The organism is Sporosarcina saromensis, from assembly GCF_054901285.1.
Window position 1 is genome coordinate 3,571,687 of sequence record NZ_CM142738.1, and the last position, 16,841, is coordinate 3,588,527.

Below are 16,841 nucleotides of genomic sequence, written 5' to 3' on the forward strand. Positions count from 1 at the left end.
AGGTTCATTATGGAGAAAAAAGAAGGCGTTTTCTACGATATTTGGGGAGATAACGTCAATTTGAAGGATCTACTCATATCGATTGTCTTGTCGATTGCGTTGACACTCGGCGGGTATATTATTGCACCGAACGAGCCACCAATGCCACTTGTTTTCGGACTGACTGGCGGAATTATCGCCTTTATCATTTCGAGTATCCTCATTAAACCGAAGCGAAAAATTACAACAGAAACGGAGGATAACGACTAATGGATTTGACAATCATCTTATTGATGGTACTGGCAAGTGTCGGCGGTGCTGTTCTTTATACAATAATCGGAATCGCGCCGGGTACTGATGAAACAGCAGTCCTTGCGCCTGTGACACTGGCACTTGTATTACTGAACGTCTCACCGTATGTCATACTTTCATTTTTCATCTCTGCAATCGTTGCCAAAAAATTGACGGATTCCATTCCCGTCGCCGTAGCCGGAATTCCGGGTGGCGTCATGGCTGCACCGATGGTTGAGCATGCAATGGTGCTCAAACAACACGGCTTGCCTGACGTCAGTATCCGTAAAATGGCTTCAGGATCGGTCATTGGGACAATCGTATCCATTCCTTTAAGCTTACTCATTGCGAGTTTGATCATGCCTTATGCTTCTTCAATTAGCAAACATGCAGGACTGATCTTTTTCTTAGGTGCACTTTTCTTGGCATTACTCTCTGCTAACAAATTGCTATCTCTGTTAATGATTGTCCCATTTGCCTTACTCATTCAAGGACTTCGTCATCTCTACTGGGACATTGGAATCGTACCGGAAGGCAAAACTGTCTTCGTTTCTTTCTTTCTCGGCATCACAATTGGACCGATCGTATTCAAACTGTTTGAATTGATGAGCAAAGAGTATCGGGAACGAGAACAAATCATTGGCCTTAAAGAAATTAGCTTTAAAAATCACGGCAAGGAAAAAGGGTTTCCAAATCCTTTTAAAATCCTGACCAAACAAGAAGTGGCAACGTCCGCCCTTGGTAGTTCACTTGGAACACTAACGTTTTTCCTAACTCCTGTCGGCATGACCATTTTCTTGGGCGAATTTTTGACAAGACATATTAAAGACCCCGTCCAACGTGCATCACGTGCTATCTCTACAATGGACGGACTGACAAACGCATCGTACATTTCAGGAACGTTAATTCCGTTAATCGCGATTGGCTTGCCGTTGTCCCCAATGGCGATTGGACCCGCAAACGCACTATTCAATGCGCCGCCCGTTTTCACACCCGAAAACAATATTCACCATATCATGTCAATGAGTGAAATTGTTATCGCAACGGTCATCGGTGCTACGATCGCAATCGTCTTGACATTTTACGCTACGATTAAATACTCCAATCAAATATGTGCATTTGTTTTCAAATGGGTGCCCCATGAAGCAATGATTGGATTGTTCGCAGGACTCGTTGTCATGCTCGCATTCATGGATGCAGGATGGGCGAACATTTTCGGCGTCATGTTAGTTGCCTTGGTAGCAGGTTTCTTACATCGGCACGGCGTCAACTATGGTGTTATGTTCATGATTCTTTATGCTGCTCCATGGTTGATGGGATTGATTTAAACTATAATTTTTTCTAAGCGTTCACTTTAGCCAGAAATTAACCGCACTGAACCGATTTGTATGGGTTCAGTGCGGTTTTTTGGTGATTTTTTAATGACAACAGCATCGCTCCAAAAACTTGTTCACATTCAAACGTGTATTCGCACGAAAGAAATTTTTTATCATTAATCGTATAGCAAGAGTTATCAATCGTATACGAAAAGTTATCGCTATTTCGTGACCTTTAGACTATAAAAACCTGAGTCCAAAAATCTTTTTTATCAAAGGCATTATACGCAAATCATTCAATTACACGCCACACAGCAGCTCGCGGAAATCTAATCGTGTAAAAATGGCCACAGTCGCGCTAGAATGCACTTGACCATCTACAGACTTTCATTTAAAGCGATTATTTGCAAGGTGAAAACTCCGTTTACATACGTCAAGATCTTCGATAAAAATAAAGCCGTTCCACCATATGACCGTGTCTTCTGTTCATGATTTTGATCCATTTCCATATACTACGCAAATAACAGTTGGTTTCTCATCACTAAAACAAGGGTATCTTCTTTGGACAAGTACGTTTGAGGAGGTGGAATCATTGCAAAAAACTTTTATCGGCAGTTTTCCAAACCAACAACGATTAGTTGCGAAGATTGTTGATCTAAAAATAGATGGCGTGGCAGAGGAAGATATGTCAATTGTCATGAAAGATGAAAAGGCTGTAGAGCAACTAATTTTACATGCAGACAAAGACGGTGAAGATTCTCCATACAACCTGTTTAATCGATTTATGGGGTTCCATGTAGGGGAAAAAAATGTCCGACAAATGTTACGTGATTCGGGCTTTACCGATTCGGAAGCGAAACATTATTTTGATGCGGTCCAAGAAGGCGCATTGCTCTTGTATATAAATGGGAGGCTGTCTAAAGAATACTCCGCGGACGAGGACCATCCATATGACCAGTATGCTCCGATTCCGTTGGATGAAATCGAAGCTGGTGAGCAATAGGATAATGAGCCGACGTTTTACTTGGTGTAGCAGACATTCAGCATCCACTTTGACGATGGAATCAATCCAGCTTAACCGTTTGCATAAAAAGACCGCATGGCATCAAGTACTACAAACTTGATGTCATGCGGTTTATCCATAAACAAATGCGTAAAACATCATTCAGTCAAATAACGTTCGCGCCATTGAGCAAGCTCATGTTCCAGTATTTGTGCTTCCAACTGCTCGTCCCACTGCTCCGTCATTGTATTCCATACGCGTGCATATAAACGTTCATTGCCCAAATTATGCAACTGAAATTCAATGCATGGTACAAATTTCGGTTCCAATTCCGTGACAGTCTTAATGGATTGAATGACTTTTTGAACATGTTCCTTTTCGGATTCCGTAACCCTTACTGCCTCCAATGCATTTCGCCATTCTTCATCTTCAAAAGCTGTTGTCGCACGTGATTTATTCGCATACCGATACGTTTCTTTCGCATGATCCACTACATTGCCTTCGAAGAATTGAACATGCGAAGCACTATAATAGACAGTTGCATCCTCATTTTCTGGCACGCTGACATATACGCCACTCTCCAGCTGTTGCCTCCCCTTTTCCGTCAATGTATAGGTGCCTGCTGCTTTTTGAATCATCGCCGTTTGCTCAAATTTGTCGATCATGTCTTGTATGAATAAAGGCTCGACGACTAACAGTTTGCTTACTTCCTCTGCCGTTGCAAACGAACCTGTGCGAAAAGCGGTGAGCAACATTTTCATTAAAATATCCATTTTTGTTCGCTCCACTGTTTCAAATGAGACGTCAAATGACTGAACGGGCAATGACCATGTCGCAGTCGCTAGCAATTTCACATTCGTATCACGCAACAACTCATTACGTAGCTTGTTTTCAAGCTCTTTCATTTAGCCATTCCTCTCTACCGAAAGCTCCTTGAAGCCGCCTTTCGTTTTTACGTTTTCAACGAGTCGCGTATACATCTCTCTCGTTTCTGCTTTTTTCGGTCGTTTCATGAACATGTCCGAACTGCCGACAATAATGAGCAGTTCCCGTGCACGCGACAAAGCAACATTCAAGCGTCGATAATCTTCTGCAAAGCCAATCGTTCCACTCGGTTGCTGATGATTCCGGACAAAACTTAAAATGATAATATCCATTTCCATCCCTTGGAATTTATCGACTGACCCCGTTCGGCAATGCAAGTGTTTTGGCATGATTTCCTGTTCAATCAAACGGTCAATCCGCTTTACTTGTTCGCCGTAAAAACTGATGACACCGACACTTTTCTTTTCATCCGCTTGCATGCAGCCGTCACGTTTCGCCTCATCTGTTGCAGACTCGATGTCCACAAGCAATTCACGTATCATTTCCAACTCTGATTCATTATACAAACTCGTACCGCCTTTTACTTGCGCTTCAAAATAGGCGGGCTCATTCGGCATATCAAACCACAGCAAATGATCATTTCGTTCGATGAACCGAGATGTCAATCGATGATCGCGAGCGGTATTTGAATCAGCCAAACCACATTGTAGTCTGTATTGTCCCGCCGCATAAAACGGGGTAATCGTATGCATAATGTCTTCATGCATACGGTATTGGATACCGAGCATCGTCTTATTCTGCTTCGGCAAACTGCGGAACAACCGTTCAAACAACGATTCCTTCAGCATGCCGCGTAACACGTTCTTCTCTTTCTCATCTTTTATTTCCTCAATGAATTCTTCCATTGTTTCGCGTCCGACGAGTGGCGGCAACTGATGATGATCGCCGACAAGGATGATTTTCTTGCCTTTCAACATAGGCAACAACAATTCAGGCGGCGTCGCTTTAGATACTTCATCGATTATGACAACGTCAAATGTCGGATAATCGTCCATGAAGTCTTTACGTGCAGAAGCGACACAAGTGGTGCCGATGACATTCGCGTGTTTCACATACAATTTACGGATTTCATCCAGGTCATAATCACTTGCTGTTGCAAGCATTTCACGCCATTCATCTTGCAACGCTTTTGTGAGCGGCATTTGCTCGATTTCCTGTTGTAGCTTCACCACTTCTTCTGCTTGCACATCAATCTCTTCTCGGATTGCTTTTTTCCGTTGTTCAGGTTCTGTTCGTAACATCCCTTCCAACACGTGTAGCTGTTGTTCCAGTGAGCGGATTTCCTCTTTCAACTGTGTTTGTTCATCCGATCGCTCGGTTAGTGCTGCCTGATTCTGCTTCAACTGTTGTTGTATTTCATTCTGTCGTTCCATACATTCACCAAGTGCTCGTTCTGCTTGTTCAAACGTTGCCTTGCGCGTTTCAAATGCAAGCATTTCCTTTTCTAACTCGATGAGTTGGTGTTCAACTTCATTGCGTGTCGTCTGCTCATCCACAACATGCACGAGCTCCACGCTTTCTTCCTGTAAATGACGCAGTTGCTTTTGATGTTCTGTAATCGCTTGTTCTGACGCAGTCATTTGATTTTTCAATTCATCCGCAGCTAGTTGCATCTCTTCCTTGATTTCTCGAATTAATGCAGAAAATCTTGCAGCAGATTCTTTATCCGATGCGGTTTTTATTATCGACATATTCTTTCGTACTTCACTTTGCTTTCCAAGAAGATACGAAAGGTTGTCAGCTAGTCTTTGCAGCAAAACGGTCTTTTGCGGGCTCCCCACCATCAACAACGTCTTTTTCGTAGCCGGTAATACGAAAAATCGACTCATCTTGTCGAGCATTTCATGCATTTCTTCAGGTGTTGTATAGTTGTGGTTCTCTTTATTCATAACCGTCTCGAGCGGAAACTGATGTTTTTGCAGCAAATCCTTTGCATACGTGACCCCTGCTGCCAGTCGCTCAGCTACTTCTTTCCATTCCAACAATTCATATGGATACGTACCGTTCACGATTTCTACACGTAAACGCCGTAGTGCATTCATTTCCAGCGTTGCAGACAGTGAAGGCTTGAGCCCATGTACAGTAAACACTTCGTCAAGCTCCTGCAATTTCCGTACAGTCACGAGTTTATCTACAAAAGATGGATACGGCTTCAATTGTTCAGCGAACCTGCTCAATTGCGCTTCTTGTTTACGAATCTCCATCTCTGCAAAGGTAATTGCTTCTATCGTCTGAAAATACCGCAACCGTTTTTGGTGCAAACTCATTTCAGATGCTTTCTTTGCCATTTCTTCGATTGCTGCTTCATCGAGTGCTGTTTGCTGATGCAGTTCCTCGCATTGTTTCTTTTGTGTTAAAAGCTGTTCATCCAACGCTTTTAGCTGTTGCTGCTGCAATTGGAGCTCCGCCAATGTAGCCTGAACTGCCGCTATACGCTGCTCCCTATCAGCTAATGTCACTTTTTGCTTCTTATATTCCTCTTTTGCCGTCTGCTTTTGTACAATTTGCTCTGCAACCGTTTCAAGTTCCACTTCTAATTGGTGGATTCGCTCTTTCAACTCAGTCAGTTGCTGTTTCAATCGTTGTTCCCGTTCCGAATGTTCAATCCGTTGCGCATCTACAGCAGCCAGCGTCTCATCCCGCCAATGAAGCGCAACGTTCTCTTCGATGAACCGTTTGCCTTCCTCTTCAATACTTTCCGTTCGTCCATAACGCAAAATCCGGATGCCTGGATCTGACAGCAAGCGACCGAGCGCATTATCGACCGCCAAGTTGGATTGAGAGGCAACGAGTGTACGTTTCCCGGCCTTCATCAGTTGGTGGCACAGCTCTGAAATAACCGTCGTTTTTCCAGTACCAGGCGGCCCTTGAATGACAAATAAGTCGTTTGCTGATAGAGCACCAGTGACTGCTTCCTGTTGGAATTCGTTTAATGAATGGTGAAAATCGAGAGCGAGCCGTTTATTCGTAATTTGTACAACGGGGCGTTCTTCAAACAGTACCTTTTCCAAGTTCGCATTTGCAGCGAAGCCATCTTGCAAGTCTTTAAAACCTTTGCGTAAACGTCGGATTTGACTCAGTTCTGCAAAATTGCTGAATGTCAGTTCCCGAACGCCTTTTGGCAATAAACCACCACGCCTCGCAACCGCTTGTTGTTTTTTATTCAACTCGATCTTGACAATTCGCTTGCCTCGCTGGACATCAATAACCGTTCCTAAATCACTTGTCGCCCCTTGTAATTTTGCACTGAAACCTGTTATTGTTTGCCAATCTTTCGCGTCGAGTCCACTACACGTAACCGTTAGCTCGGTAAAGGATTCATTGACAATTGGATTGGAAAATTGGGCAGTCACATCGGCAACGTCCGCATTTTTCTCTTCGATTTTCAAGTACCCTTCCCAACTTGCAATACGTTTTTCGACGTATTCTGAACGCTCTTGTGCAATTGGCAGTTCACGTAAGCGGGTATAGAGCCCAATCGGCACGGGACTGCCCGTGCGCCGGTTTAGATCGAATGTTAAACGGACACCAATTCGGCGATTCGTCCGAACAGGTTCTTTCCGTCCTTTCACTCGAAAGCTTGTTGCGAGAAACCCCTCATTCTTATAGACGCATTCGAGTACAGCAACGCGTTCATTCAAGAAGTTAGATAACTGCGTGTTCGTTTGTGGGTCAAAATAGAAGGAGAATGTCATGTTGTCCTGTTTGGCCGGTTGTTTTTCAATGTGCACTGTAAAGTGATCTTGTATGCCAAATAGCGCGTGTTCATCAATCGCCCAGTTGCCAATTTCTTTTTTTGCTCGGTTTGTCATTTCCAGCCTGCAACTGATAATTTCCATGTTGTCCATGATGACATCCTCCTTCCCTTGTTGTCGTTTTGAATTTGAAAGCCATACGTTCTATCATACAATAAAATGCGGTTCGGATTAATTAGAAATGTTGTAGAGTAGTTTCTGTTTGTGAATTTTTGGGTATTGTTTTTAGTAAGATTTGTTAAACAGATAGGAGTGATAGCCTTGCAAGAAAAGACCTTTGTTGGGTTATTTGGCACAGAAGAAACCCTTATTGCAGCTCTTGAAGACTTACGAAAAAAAGGGATTCGGCCTGAAGATATGTATATTATTGCGCAACGTGAAGAGGATGTAGAGGTGTTCAGGCAACGGACGTATGACGAGATCCATTCTACCCCCTCGAATTGGTTGGATCGGTTTATTGGTTTTATTTCCGGAGAGAACCATGTACGGAGCATGCTCGTGGAAGTCGGTTTTGACGAAGCAGATTTGAGGAAATACGAAGCTGAAATCAGACAAGGTAAGTGGCTACTATATGTAGAGGGTGAACCAAAAAAAACCGTCTATGAAATTCATGCGGAACGCTATTCAAATGAGAAAAACCTTTTGAACCGATCTGTAGGAGAAGCTGAAAGCCTCAATAGGATGGATAATGATTCGGTTGGAGTAAGCAAGGATGGTTTACCTAAAAATGAGTATCGCGATAGTGTCATTTTTGAAGATCGCGCTTACACGACGAGCATCTCTGAAAGGATGACGAGTAGGGATGGAGATGACAATGATCCAATAAGAAGAAAGGAACAAGGTCACATTGGGAGAGCTGGCGGAGAATCTTTAGGCACGCCAACCCCTTCCCCCTCTCATTTACATCAGCAACGACAAGCGATCGCGCAAGATAACCAACACCTTCAATCGTTTACCCGTCACGAAACCGAACTCCGAAATACTGCTACTTCAATCCTGAATGCTACAAACGATGACGTCATTTCATTGCAACCGTCAGCTACAGTTTCATCCATTTCCAAAAAAGCGGAGAAAAGCTCTGCTACATCCACTCAATACACTGCGATGCACCAAACGCCAAACAAGCCTATTATCATTGATTTAAGAGGTGTGAATAAAGATAAAAACGAAGTTGAAAACTGGTTAATTCAAGATGAAGAAGATTTGACGTAAGTGTATTCGACCACCACTACTCGTATAGTGAGTGGTTTTTTATTGGATAAAAAATACCCTTTCAATGGAATATCTCGCATGTTGAGCATTTTTTTGCTATAGTAATTGAGGCTCAAATATTTAAGTACATAGAATAGGTAATAATAGAGTTCAGTGACTCTGTTCCTCCTTGAATTTGAAGGGAAGAAAGCATGTGAATGGTGTATTGATTGTTATTATTGCATTAATGTTTTTGTTGTTAATGATTAAATTCCCGGTATTTATTATCGGTTTAGTCCTTGCCTATTGGGGGGTTACAAGTATGAAAAAGTTAAAGAGACAAAAGAAGACTTCAAAAGTGGCACCTGCCCTGTTGACAATCGGGCTTTTGCTCGCTTTAACAGGCTGTGTCAGTTCATTTAGCGACGATGAATCGAAGGAACCGACCTCTTCAGCGAACGAAAAAGAAGACGTTCACAAAGAATCAGCTATCGTCGACAAGCAATCTGAAAAAGATGACAAGCTCCCGAATGGTGTACCTCCTGTTTCTACAGAAACGGACAAATCAACGAGTAACGATAACCCAACAACTGTTGATGGACAAGACAAAAACGGAACTGTCAATCAACAGAAAACTGCGAAAAAGACTGAAACAGGTGGTACGACTGCGCACGTTCCTGTCAAATTGGTGAAGACGATTGATGGCGATACGATAAAAGTTCTTTACAATGGCGAAGAGCGGAATGTTCGCTATCTACTAATTGACACACCTGAAACGAATCATCCCCGTTTAGGGAAGCAACCTTTCGGTGAGGAAGCAAAGGAACGTAATCGCGAATTGGTGAATAGTGGCGCTTTGACCTTGGAGTTTGATGTCGGTGAACGTTTTGACAAATATGATCGATTACTTGCCTATGTATATGTCGATGGTAAAAGCGTGCAAGAGACTTTGTTAGCTGAAGGGTTGGCACGTGTCGCTTATGTGTATCCACCGAACACTCGTCATTTAACACCTTTTGAAGAAGTGCAAACGGTTGCCAAGCAAAAAGGGATAGGCATTTGGTCGGTTGAAAACTATGCGACAGATTCTGGATTTGATAGCGACGTTATCCCTACAAAGCCTGCAACAGGATCAGGTGGAGCAAATACACAACCTGTCACACCGCCGAAAACGAATGCTACTCCACCACCTTCGAATACGGCAGGCGGCCAAGAGTGGTTCAAAAACTGCACGGAACTCCGTGTGAAGTATCCAAATGGCGTTCCTGAAGGCCACGCAGCATACCAACCGAAAATGGACCGTGACAAAGACGGCTTTGCTTGTGAAAAATAATGAACTCACCGAGAGAGAGCGCTCTTTCGGTGAGTTTTTTTGATTTCTCACATGTAGCTAACTCCTTATAATACTCGCAAACACCTCATATTTTACGATATCACGGCATTCTGACCACCTATTACCGCATACGCAACTAAAACGCCGCATAAGGTAAGCATTTGACGAATATTCTCCTCAAACAGAGCATACTTCGTTTAAAGTAATCCTTGTTTTCTCGTTTTCCATTTGATTTGATAAGATCTATTTTTTGCGCGACGTGGAGGCTTCTTTTTACTTAGCTTCGTTTCGCGGTATTTTGGTGGAATATGCGGTGTTTTGGCGAAGTATGCGGCGTTTGGCGGAAATATGCGGCGTTCTTGCCTAGTATGCGGCGTTTGGCGAAAGTATGCGGCGTTTGCTGAAAGTATACCGCGTTCTACTTAAATATGCGGTGTAATGGAAAATGAAATTCTAACTAGCGTGGACCAATCATGTATAGATTGGATATTTGTCGCGCCAAATGGGTTTTAACCAACTAACGGTTTATTTACAGGTGATTCTACGTTGTAAACAGTCTTACAATTACAGCTACCACTTATTTTTTTGTCCTTTTCTGTCGAATAAGCTCTCGACTTTCATTTCCCGAGAAATAATTCGACAAAAAACAAGGAAACTGCCCCTCCTTCAAGGGCAGTTTCCACTTATTAAACAAAGAAATTAACGATTAATCCTGCTAATAGTATTATTAATGCTCCGCCTAGTCTGGATGAAATTTGAGCAAAAGGCATTAATTCCATTCTTCGTGCAGCTGATAGAACTGCAACATCTCCAGTACCACCCATGTTCGCCATGCAAAGTCCTGCTGTAATTGCTGCTTCAATAGGATAAAAACCAACTAGCTTGCCAACAATAGCCGAACCAATGATTGCTCCTAGTACTACAGCCATAACTATAATGACATATTGGAAACTCATTGCAGCGATAATTGCTTCTAAGTCTGTATAAACAACGCCTACACCAATTAATAGGGCTAGTGTAAAGTTTTTGGCAACGAACTGATACCATTGACTTGCTCCTTCTTCTATTATTGCCGGCATAACATTTAATCCTTTAACCAATGCAACGAGAATGATCATGAGTGCATATGGATGAATTGGAATGAATTGACCAAGAATTTGTCCTACCATATAGAACGTTACTGCGGCAAGTAATCCAACACCCATTTTCCCATAGTCTAAAACACTTTCTTTTTGTACGTAAGTAAATCCTTTTATTAATTGTCCATTACCCGTAAGACTAGGAAACTTCTTACCTAATTGATTTAATCCTGCAGCAAAAATAATCGCGAAAACATTTCCCAAAGCCAATGCTGGAATCAAGAGCGACATGTAATAGCTCGTATCTTTGCCTAATAGTTCTGAGTATACTTGGGCCATCGGTACAGCCCCAGCACCTAATCCCCCACCCATGATAGGCAATGTCATAACTAATATTGAGTCTTGCAAAGAGAAACCAACTAGTAGGCCGATAATTCCTGCTAGTGTGATAGCCCCAAGAATACCTGCTAGTAGAGGAAATGCATACTTTAATCCTGCTTGAACTAATACTTTGGAATTCATTCCCAAAATACTACCTGTAATTAGAGCCGCAATGTAAAAATTTAAAAAGTCACCATCTTTCATAAACACAGTAATGTTCTCTATTGTCCCTTCAGGCATAAGTCCTGCATATGCCAAGTAAGAAGAACCAAAGATTGCTATAATCGCTCCCCCACCTAATAAACTCTTTACAATAGGCGTATGGTCCCCAATCCAACCCAACAATTCACCAAGAACCACCATTATCAAAAGCGCACCAATTAAACCATTAGGTAATAGATCCATATACATAGTATAAATTGCAATAATTGATATTCCAACAAACCACAATATAGGTAAATTAAATATTTTGACCTCTTTGTTTAATAGATTGTTTTGTTTGGAACCTGTCATCGTTTCTCCCCCTCGTATCCCTATTTAAAATTATTGTAGTTTGTTCAATATTCTTTTGGCTTTTTTAATAATTGGTTCATCAATCATTTTCCCGTCTAATTGAAAAACAGCTGTACCATTGTTCTTTACTATTTCCATAATACGTTTAGCCTCTTCTATTTCTTCTTGGCTTGGCGAAAATGTTTCGTTAATAATCTCAATTTGATCTGGATGTATTGCAAGCTTGCTTCCAAATCCAAGATTTTTAACCATTTGAGATTCACTTAACAATCCATCAGTATCTTTAAAATCAATAAACACCGTGTCAATTGGTGGCTGTAAGTTTTGTACTCTTGAAGCCATGACGATTTGGGATCGCGCATAAAGAAGTTCTGTTCCTTCTTTTGTTAACGTTGCTTGAATATCTAACGCAAAATCAACAGATCCGAATGCTAGTCGTTGTACACGCTCAAAAGTGCCCCCAATTTCGACTGCATTATGCACACCTAAAGCAGATTCTAATAATGGAATAATTTCGATTGACTGAGGTGCTTCAAGCTTATGTAATAGTATTTCCAATGTCTCAACATCTGCACTTCTATTTGACTTGGGTAATACTATTCCTTTTAAAGCACTAGTTTTCACTTGAGTGATGGCATGTACATCTTCCTCAAAATAGTCCGTTCCAATTGCATTGATTCGAACGAAAATTGATTTACTAGTATTAGTCAGTGCTTGTTTCACAAGATTTCTAGCTGTTTCTTTTTCTTCAAGAGAAACAGCATCTTCCAAGTCATAAATAATAATATCTGCCGATAAATTTTCTGCTTTAGCAATTAACTTCTCATTGTTTCCAGGTACGAATAGCAATGATCTTAAAAGCATAATAGTTACACCTTCTTTTAAATGATATTTAGCGCTTTGCATTGGTTAACAAATTCCTTTGAATAACCAATCTCTTTAAGTATTAATTCCGTATCCTGACCAACGGAAGGTATTCCACCCATTACCGGCTCAAAATTATTAAATGTTGCTGGTGGTAGTAATGCTTTAATTGGACCATTAGGTGTTTGAACCTCGCGGAAACGATTTCTAGCTTCCAATTGGGGATGTCGGTAAAATTCTTCAATTGAATTCAACCTTGCATTTGCAATTTTTGCTGACTCCAAACGATCAACGAGTTCATTGGCTGTGAAATTCATAAAAGCGCTTTCAATTAACCCTCTGAGTAAGTTCTTATTATTTACACGTGAAGAATTAGAGTTAAATCTTGAGTCCTCTACGTACTCGGGTTTCTCCATCACTTCTTCACAAAGTCGTTTCCATTCTCTTTCATTTTGGATAGAAAAGAACACGAATTTACCATCATTCGCTGGGAATGGCCCGTAAGGAAAGATTGTTGCGTGACTTGCACCTGTACGTGACGGTTCACGCCCACCATAGTGTGAATAATACATCGGATAGCCCATCCATTCACCTAATGCTTCTAACATAGAGACTTCAAAATAGGAGCCCTTCCCTGTTTTACTTCGTTGAATCAACGCTGTAAGTATACCCGAATATGCATACATTCCAGCTGCTATATCTGCAACAGAGATGCCCGCTTTTGATGGTGTATCATCTGTACCAGTAATCGATACTAAACCTGCTTCACATTGAATTAATAAATCATAAGCCTTTTTATCAACATAAGGACCATACGTTCCATAACCTGAAATACCGCAAACAATCAACTTTTCAAACTTCTCATTTAGCACCTTAGGACTGAATCCTAATCGATCAATAGCACCAGGCGCTAGGTTTTGAATAAAGATATCTGCTTCACTTAAAAGTTTCTCTAGAATCTCCTTTCCTTCCTTACTCTTCAAATCAAGGGTCAATGACTCTTTAGAACGATTTATCCAAACAAAATGACTTGACATTCCATTCACAGTCGTATCGTAATGCCTTGCAAAATCACCATCAATTGGCCTTTCAATTTTTATTACTCTTGCTCCTAAGTCAGCAAGTTGTCTTGTAGCAAAAGGAGCTGCAACGGCCTGTTCCAGTGAAACAACCTTAATTCCTTCAAGTGGCAACATACTAATTCCTCCTTTAATTACAATATGGATATTGGATACAGAATACATTATAAGTATTCTATGTGTTATTATCGAAGTTGTCAATTAATTATTGCAAATCTTTCTAACCTAAACACTTAACATTCATATATAATGGGGAAAGAAGAGTTAAGGAGTGTCAATAATATGAAACCTATAGCAAAACAATCAACCCGTGATCAAGTAATAGCTTCCCTACGAAAAGCTATTTTTAATGGAGACTTAAAAGATGGTGAAGAATTAATTCAAGAAGAAATCGCAAAAAAACTAAACGTTTCTAGGATGCCTGTCCGTGAAGCTTTTTATGCGTTAGAACGTGAAGGGTTACTTATTACGAATCAAAATCGGAGAGTGACTGTAAAAGGATTTACTGTAGATGATATTAATGATCACTATGACATTCGAGCAATGATGGAAGGAGAAGCCGCTGCTAGAGCAAGCCAGACTGAGATAGATGTACAAGAATTAAAAGAAATTCAACAGGACATTGAGATAGCAGTTGCCGAAAAGAATGTTAACGATTATATCATTACAAATGAACACTTCCACCGAGTTATATGGAAAAGTGCTAAAAGTGCTAGATTATTGTCTTTCCTTGATCAAATGTGGAATGGGCTTCCGCCACATTTAGCTGAAATGGTAGAAGATCAAATGTCTAAATCTGTAGCTGAACACAATGAAATCATAAAAGCGATTATTAGTAAAAATGAGGAACAAGCTAGAACTGCAATGGTCAATCATGTAAGACGCAGTAAGAAGGATTTTCTTGAAAATTATTGATTAGTTTTCGTAAATACAAAAAGTCTTCTTAAAAGGAAATCCACCTAAAACCAGAAGGTGATAGGTGGATTTATAACAGGATTATTTTTCAATATGCATAGATACTTTATTATCTTTGAGAATAGCAGTCACTGTTATCGTTAGAACATATTTACTTAATGAATACCTAGTTACACACGTCCCTTCTCCCCTACTCCCCCTTCACTTCCGAAGACACGCATAGCAATTTCACTTCTTCTTCCGAGTAGTTGTACCAATAATGAGGTTTCGTTGAGTCGATCATGATGGACTCTGTAGGCCCGAGTTCATATAATGTGTCTTCCAACTGTACGGTGACGGTGCCTTGTATGACATAGAGAAACTCTTGCCCTTTATGTGTAATAAGATTTCCTTCTGTCTGGCCAGGTTGTAACGTGACGAGTAATGGGGCAAAGTCGCGCTCCGTCACCATCGTTCCTAAATCTTCGTAGAAAATACTGTGGGCATCCATTCGTTTATCCAATTGAAACGATGTAGGGTCTTCCTTCTTTTCGTCCTCAAAAAAGACGCTTGGGTTTACGCCAAAAGCAACTGAAATCTTTTTCAGTGATTCCAACGTTGTCGACGATTTACCTCGCTCTAGCTGTGATAAAAAACTGATTGAAAAACCTGTTTTCTCCGCAAGGGTTTTCAGTGTCATCTTTTTATTCATTCGTATCTGTTTTATTTTTCCACCAAGTGAATTCAATTGCATTTTTATAATCTCCTAAAAATTATTGTTGACAGAATTTTATCGTATCTCTATGATAATTAGTATAATACAATTGAAGTACCACTTCAATTTTTCCTATTGATAACGTTTACATCCGTGAGAGGAAATTCAGGTTTATTTATAAACAGGAATCGCTTTTCTACTTTGTATAGTAAGCGTTTTCAATTAAGGGAGTCAATATGCAGTTCAATACAAATTACAGCACTTAAGGGGGAATGGGAATTGGAAAAGAAACAGTTAAACAGAGTACTTATTGCAAGTCTTGTCGGAAGTTCAATCGAATGGTTTGACTACTTCCTCTATGGTACAGTTGCAGCGCTTGTATTCAATCAAATGTTTTTTGTGAATGAAGATCCGACTGTTGGTTTATTGTTAGCGTATGCATCATTTGCACTCGCTTTCTTCATCAGACCGTTTGGAGGCATTATTTTCAGTCATATTGGGGACCGTATTGGGCGTAAAAAAACACTGATCTTAACGCTAAGTTTAATGGGGATTGCCACTTTCGGTATGGGACTTTTACCTACATATCAAGCAATCGGAATTTGGGCTCCCATTCTTTTAATTACATTGCGACTCATACAAGGCTTAGGTATAGGAGGAGAATGGGGCGGTGCGCTTCTATTAGCCGTTGAATATGCGCCACCAGAAAAACGAGGCTTCTTCGGATCCGTTCCACAAATGGGAATTACGATTGGTATGATGCTCGGAACGCTCGCATTATCCATTATGACGTTGCTTCCTGAAGGTTCATTCATGACGTGGGGCTGGCGCGTGCCTTTCATTTTAAGTGCTTTACTCGTCGTATTTGGACTATGGATTCGTAAAGGTATTGATGAAACTCCTTCCTTCAAGGAAGTTCAACAACGCGGGGAAATCGCTAAACTGCCTATCGTCACAACGTTAAAAACACATTGGCGTGAAGTGCTTATTGCAATTGGTGCAAAAGTGGTTGAGACGGCTCCGTTTTATATTTTCAGTACATTCGTCGTGTCGTATGCCACTAGCTATTTGGATTATTCAAGAACTGCCACTTTAAATGCAGTCATGGTGGCAACGATTGTCACAACAATTCTTATACCAATTATGGGGAAACTGTCTGACAAAGTCGGCCGTAAACCGTTATATGTATTTGGAACAATTGCGATGTTATTGTTTGCATTCCCGTACTTCTGGATGATTCAACAAGGATCTGTCGCTTTATTAGTCATTGCTACAGTCATTGGCCTTGGGGTCATCTGGGCACCCATTACAGCTGTACTCGGTACGATGTTTTCCGAGATTTTCTCAGCAGAAGTGCGTTATACAGGCATTTCTCTCGGTTATCAAATTGGAGCGGCTGTTGCTGGCGGTACAGCACCACTCGTTGCCACGGCTTTGCTAGCTGAATTCAATAACTCTTATATTCCGGTTGCGCTTTACATTATGTTCACCGCGGTCGTATCACTTATTGCCATTTGGGCTGTAAAAGACCGAAAAAACCAAGCGCTCGATCAATATTTTTGA

13 protein-coding genes are annotated in these 16,841 nt (G+C 41.0%); 7 read left to right on the forward strand and 6 right to left on the reverse strand.

The window, feature by feature from the left end; translation table 11 throughout:
* Positions 1 to 9 precede the first annotated feature (9 nt).
* The 3 genes from ACVHUV_RS18050 (at position 10) to ACVHUV_RS18060 (ending at position 2,589) form a co-directional block, all read left to right on the forward strand.
* A complete protein-coding gene (locus ACVHUV_RS18050) occupies positions 10 to 249 on the forward strand; it encodes a hypothetical protein (protein ID WP_317942374.1) in 240 nt (79 codons plus the stop codon).
* Entirely contained in the window at positions 249 to 1,598 is a 1,350-nt protein-coding gene (locus tag ACVHUV_RS18055; RefSeq protein ID WP_462085528.1) for a tripartite tricarboxylate transporter permease, read from the forward strand. Before ACVHUV_RS18050 ends, ACVHUV_RS18055 begins: the two co-directional genes overlap by 1 nt.
* A gap of 580 nt (positions 1,599 to 2,178) precedes the next feature.
* On the forward strand, positions 2,179 to 2,589 hold the full coding sequence (locus ACVHUV_RS18060) for a general stress protein (protein ID WP_462085529.1): 411 nt from the start codon (positions 2,179 to 2,181) through the stop codon (positions 2,587 to 2,589).
* Positions 2,590 to 2,747: 158 nt separating this feature from the next.
* Here ACVHUV_RS18060 and ACVHUV_RS18065 read toward each other — a convergent pair whose 3' ends face one another.
* Together ACVHUV_RS18065 and ACVHUV_RS18070 are read right to left on the reverse strand one after the other, a co-directional pair.
* A complete protein-coding gene (locus ACVHUV_RS18065; protein WP_462085530.1) occupies positions 2,748 to 3,494 on the reverse strand; it encodes a hypothetical protein in 747 nt (248 codons plus the stop codon).
* On the reverse strand, positions 3,495 to 7,322 hold the full coding sequence (locus ACVHUV_RS18070) for a DEAD/DEAH box helicase (RefSeq protein ID WP_462085531.1): 3,828 nt from the start codon (positions 7,320 to 7,322) through the stop codon (positions 3,495 to 3,497). It lies immediately after the preceding gene.
* A gap of 168 nt (positions 7,323 to 7,490) precedes the next feature.
* On the opposite strand from ACVHUV_RS18070, the gene ACVHUV_RS18075 reads away from it, so the two are divergent.
* Entirely contained in the window at positions 7,491 to 8,441 is a 951-nt protein-coding gene (locus ACVHUV_RS18075) for a YflT domain-containing protein (protein WP_462085532.1), read from the forward strand.
* 193 nt (positions 8,442 to 8,634) lie between these two features.
* A complete protein-coding gene (locus ACVHUV_RS18080) occupies positions 8,635 to 9,753 on the forward strand; it encodes a thermonuclease family protein (RefSeq protein WP_462085533.1) in 1,119 nt (372 codons plus the stop codon).
* Between the two features lie 686 nt (positions 9,754 to 10,439).
* On the opposite strand, the gene ACVHUV_RS18085 is transcribed toward ACVHUV_RS18080, so the two are convergent.
* The 3 genes from ACVHUV_RS18085 to ACVHUV_RS18095 are packed head-to-tail and all read right to left on the reverse strand — an operon-like array spanning position 10,440 to position 13,786.
* A complete protein-coding gene (locus ACVHUV_RS18085) occupies positions 10,440 to 11,726 on the reverse strand; it encodes a 2-hydroxycarboxylate transporter family protein (RefSeq protein ID WP_371389055.1) in 1,287 nt (428 codons plus the stop codon).
* 30 nt (positions 11,727 to 11,756) lie between these two features.
* Complete coding sequence (locus tag ACVHUV_RS18090) at positions 11,757 to 12,632, reverse strand: HpcH/HpaI aldolase/citrate lyase family protein (RefSeq protein WP_462085534.1); 876 nt, start codon at positions 12,630 to 12,632, stop codon at positions 11,757 to 11,759.
* Entirely contained in the window at positions 12,608 to 13,786 is a 1,179-nt protein-coding gene (locus ACVHUV_RS18095; protein ID WP_462085535.1) for a CaiB/BaiF CoA transferase family protein, read from the reverse strand. Before ACVHUV_RS18095 ends, ACVHUV_RS18090 begins: the two co-directional genes overlap by 25 nt.
* 165 nt (positions 13,787 to 13,951) lie before the next feature.
* On the opposite strand from ACVHUV_RS18095, the gene ACVHUV_RS18100 reads away from it, so the two are divergent.
* Positions 13,952 to 14,584 (forward strand): GntR family transcriptional regulator, encoded by a 633-nt coding sequence (locus ACVHUV_RS18100; RefSeq protein WP_462085536.1) that lies wholly within the window; start codon positions 13,952 to 13,954, stop codon positions 14,582 to 14,584.
* A gap of 190 nt (positions 14,585 to 14,774) precedes the next feature.
* Here the strand turns inward: ACVHUV_RS18100 and ACVHUV_RS18105 are convergent, their stop codons facing one another.
* On the reverse strand, positions 14,775 to 15,317 hold the full coding sequence (locus ACVHUV_RS18105; protein ID WP_462085537.1) for a helix-turn-helix domain-containing protein: 543 nt from the start codon (positions 15,315 to 15,317) through the stop codon (positions 14,775 to 14,777).
* Between the two features lie 240 nt (positions 15,318 to 15,557).
* On the opposite strand from ACVHUV_RS18105, the gene ACVHUV_RS18110 reads away from it, so the two are divergent.
* Entirely contained in the window at positions 15,558 to 16,841 is a 1,284-nt protein-coding gene (locus ACVHUV_RS18110; protein WP_462085538.1) for an MFS transporter, read from the forward strand.

Bases quoted from the DNA above. Each gene is read 5' to 3' on its own strand.
- ACVHUV_RS18050 (WP_317942374.1), top strand. From the start codon at position 10: ATGGAGAAAAAAGAAGGCGTTTTCTACGATATTTGGGGAGATAACGTC.
- ACVHUV_RS18055 (WP_462085528.1), top strand. From the start codon at position 249: ATGGATTTGACAATCATCTTATTGATGGTACTGGCAAGTGTCGGCGGT.
- ACVHUV_RS18065 (WP_462085530.1), bottom strand. From the start codon at position 3,494: ATGAAAGAGCTTGAAAACAAGCTACGTAATGAGTTGTTGCGTGATACG.
- ACVHUV_RS18070 (WP_462085531.1), bottom strand. From the start codon at position 7,322: ATGGACAACATGGAAATTATCAGTTGCAGGCTGGAAATGACAAACCGA.
- ACVHUV_RS18085 (WP_371389055.1), bottom strand. From the start codon at position 11,726: ATGACAGGTTCCAAACAAAACAATCTATTAAACAAAGAGGTCAAAATA.
- ACVHUV_RS18090 (WP_462085534.1), bottom strand. From the start codon at position 12,632: ATGCAAAGCGCTAAATATCATTTAAAAGAAGGTGTAACTATTATGCTT.
- ACVHUV_RS18095 (WP_462085535.1), bottom strand. From the start codon at position 13,786: ATGTTGCCACTTGAAGGAATTAAGGTTGTTTCACTGGAACAGGCCGTT.
- ACVHUV_RS18100 (WP_462085536.1), top strand. From the start codon at position 13,952: ATGAAACCTATAGCAAAACAATCAACCCGTGATCAAGTAATAGCTTCC.
- ACVHUV_RS18105 (WP_462085537.1), bottom strand. From the start codon at position 15,317: ATGCAATTGAATTCACTTGGTGGAAAAATAAAACAGATACGAATGAAT.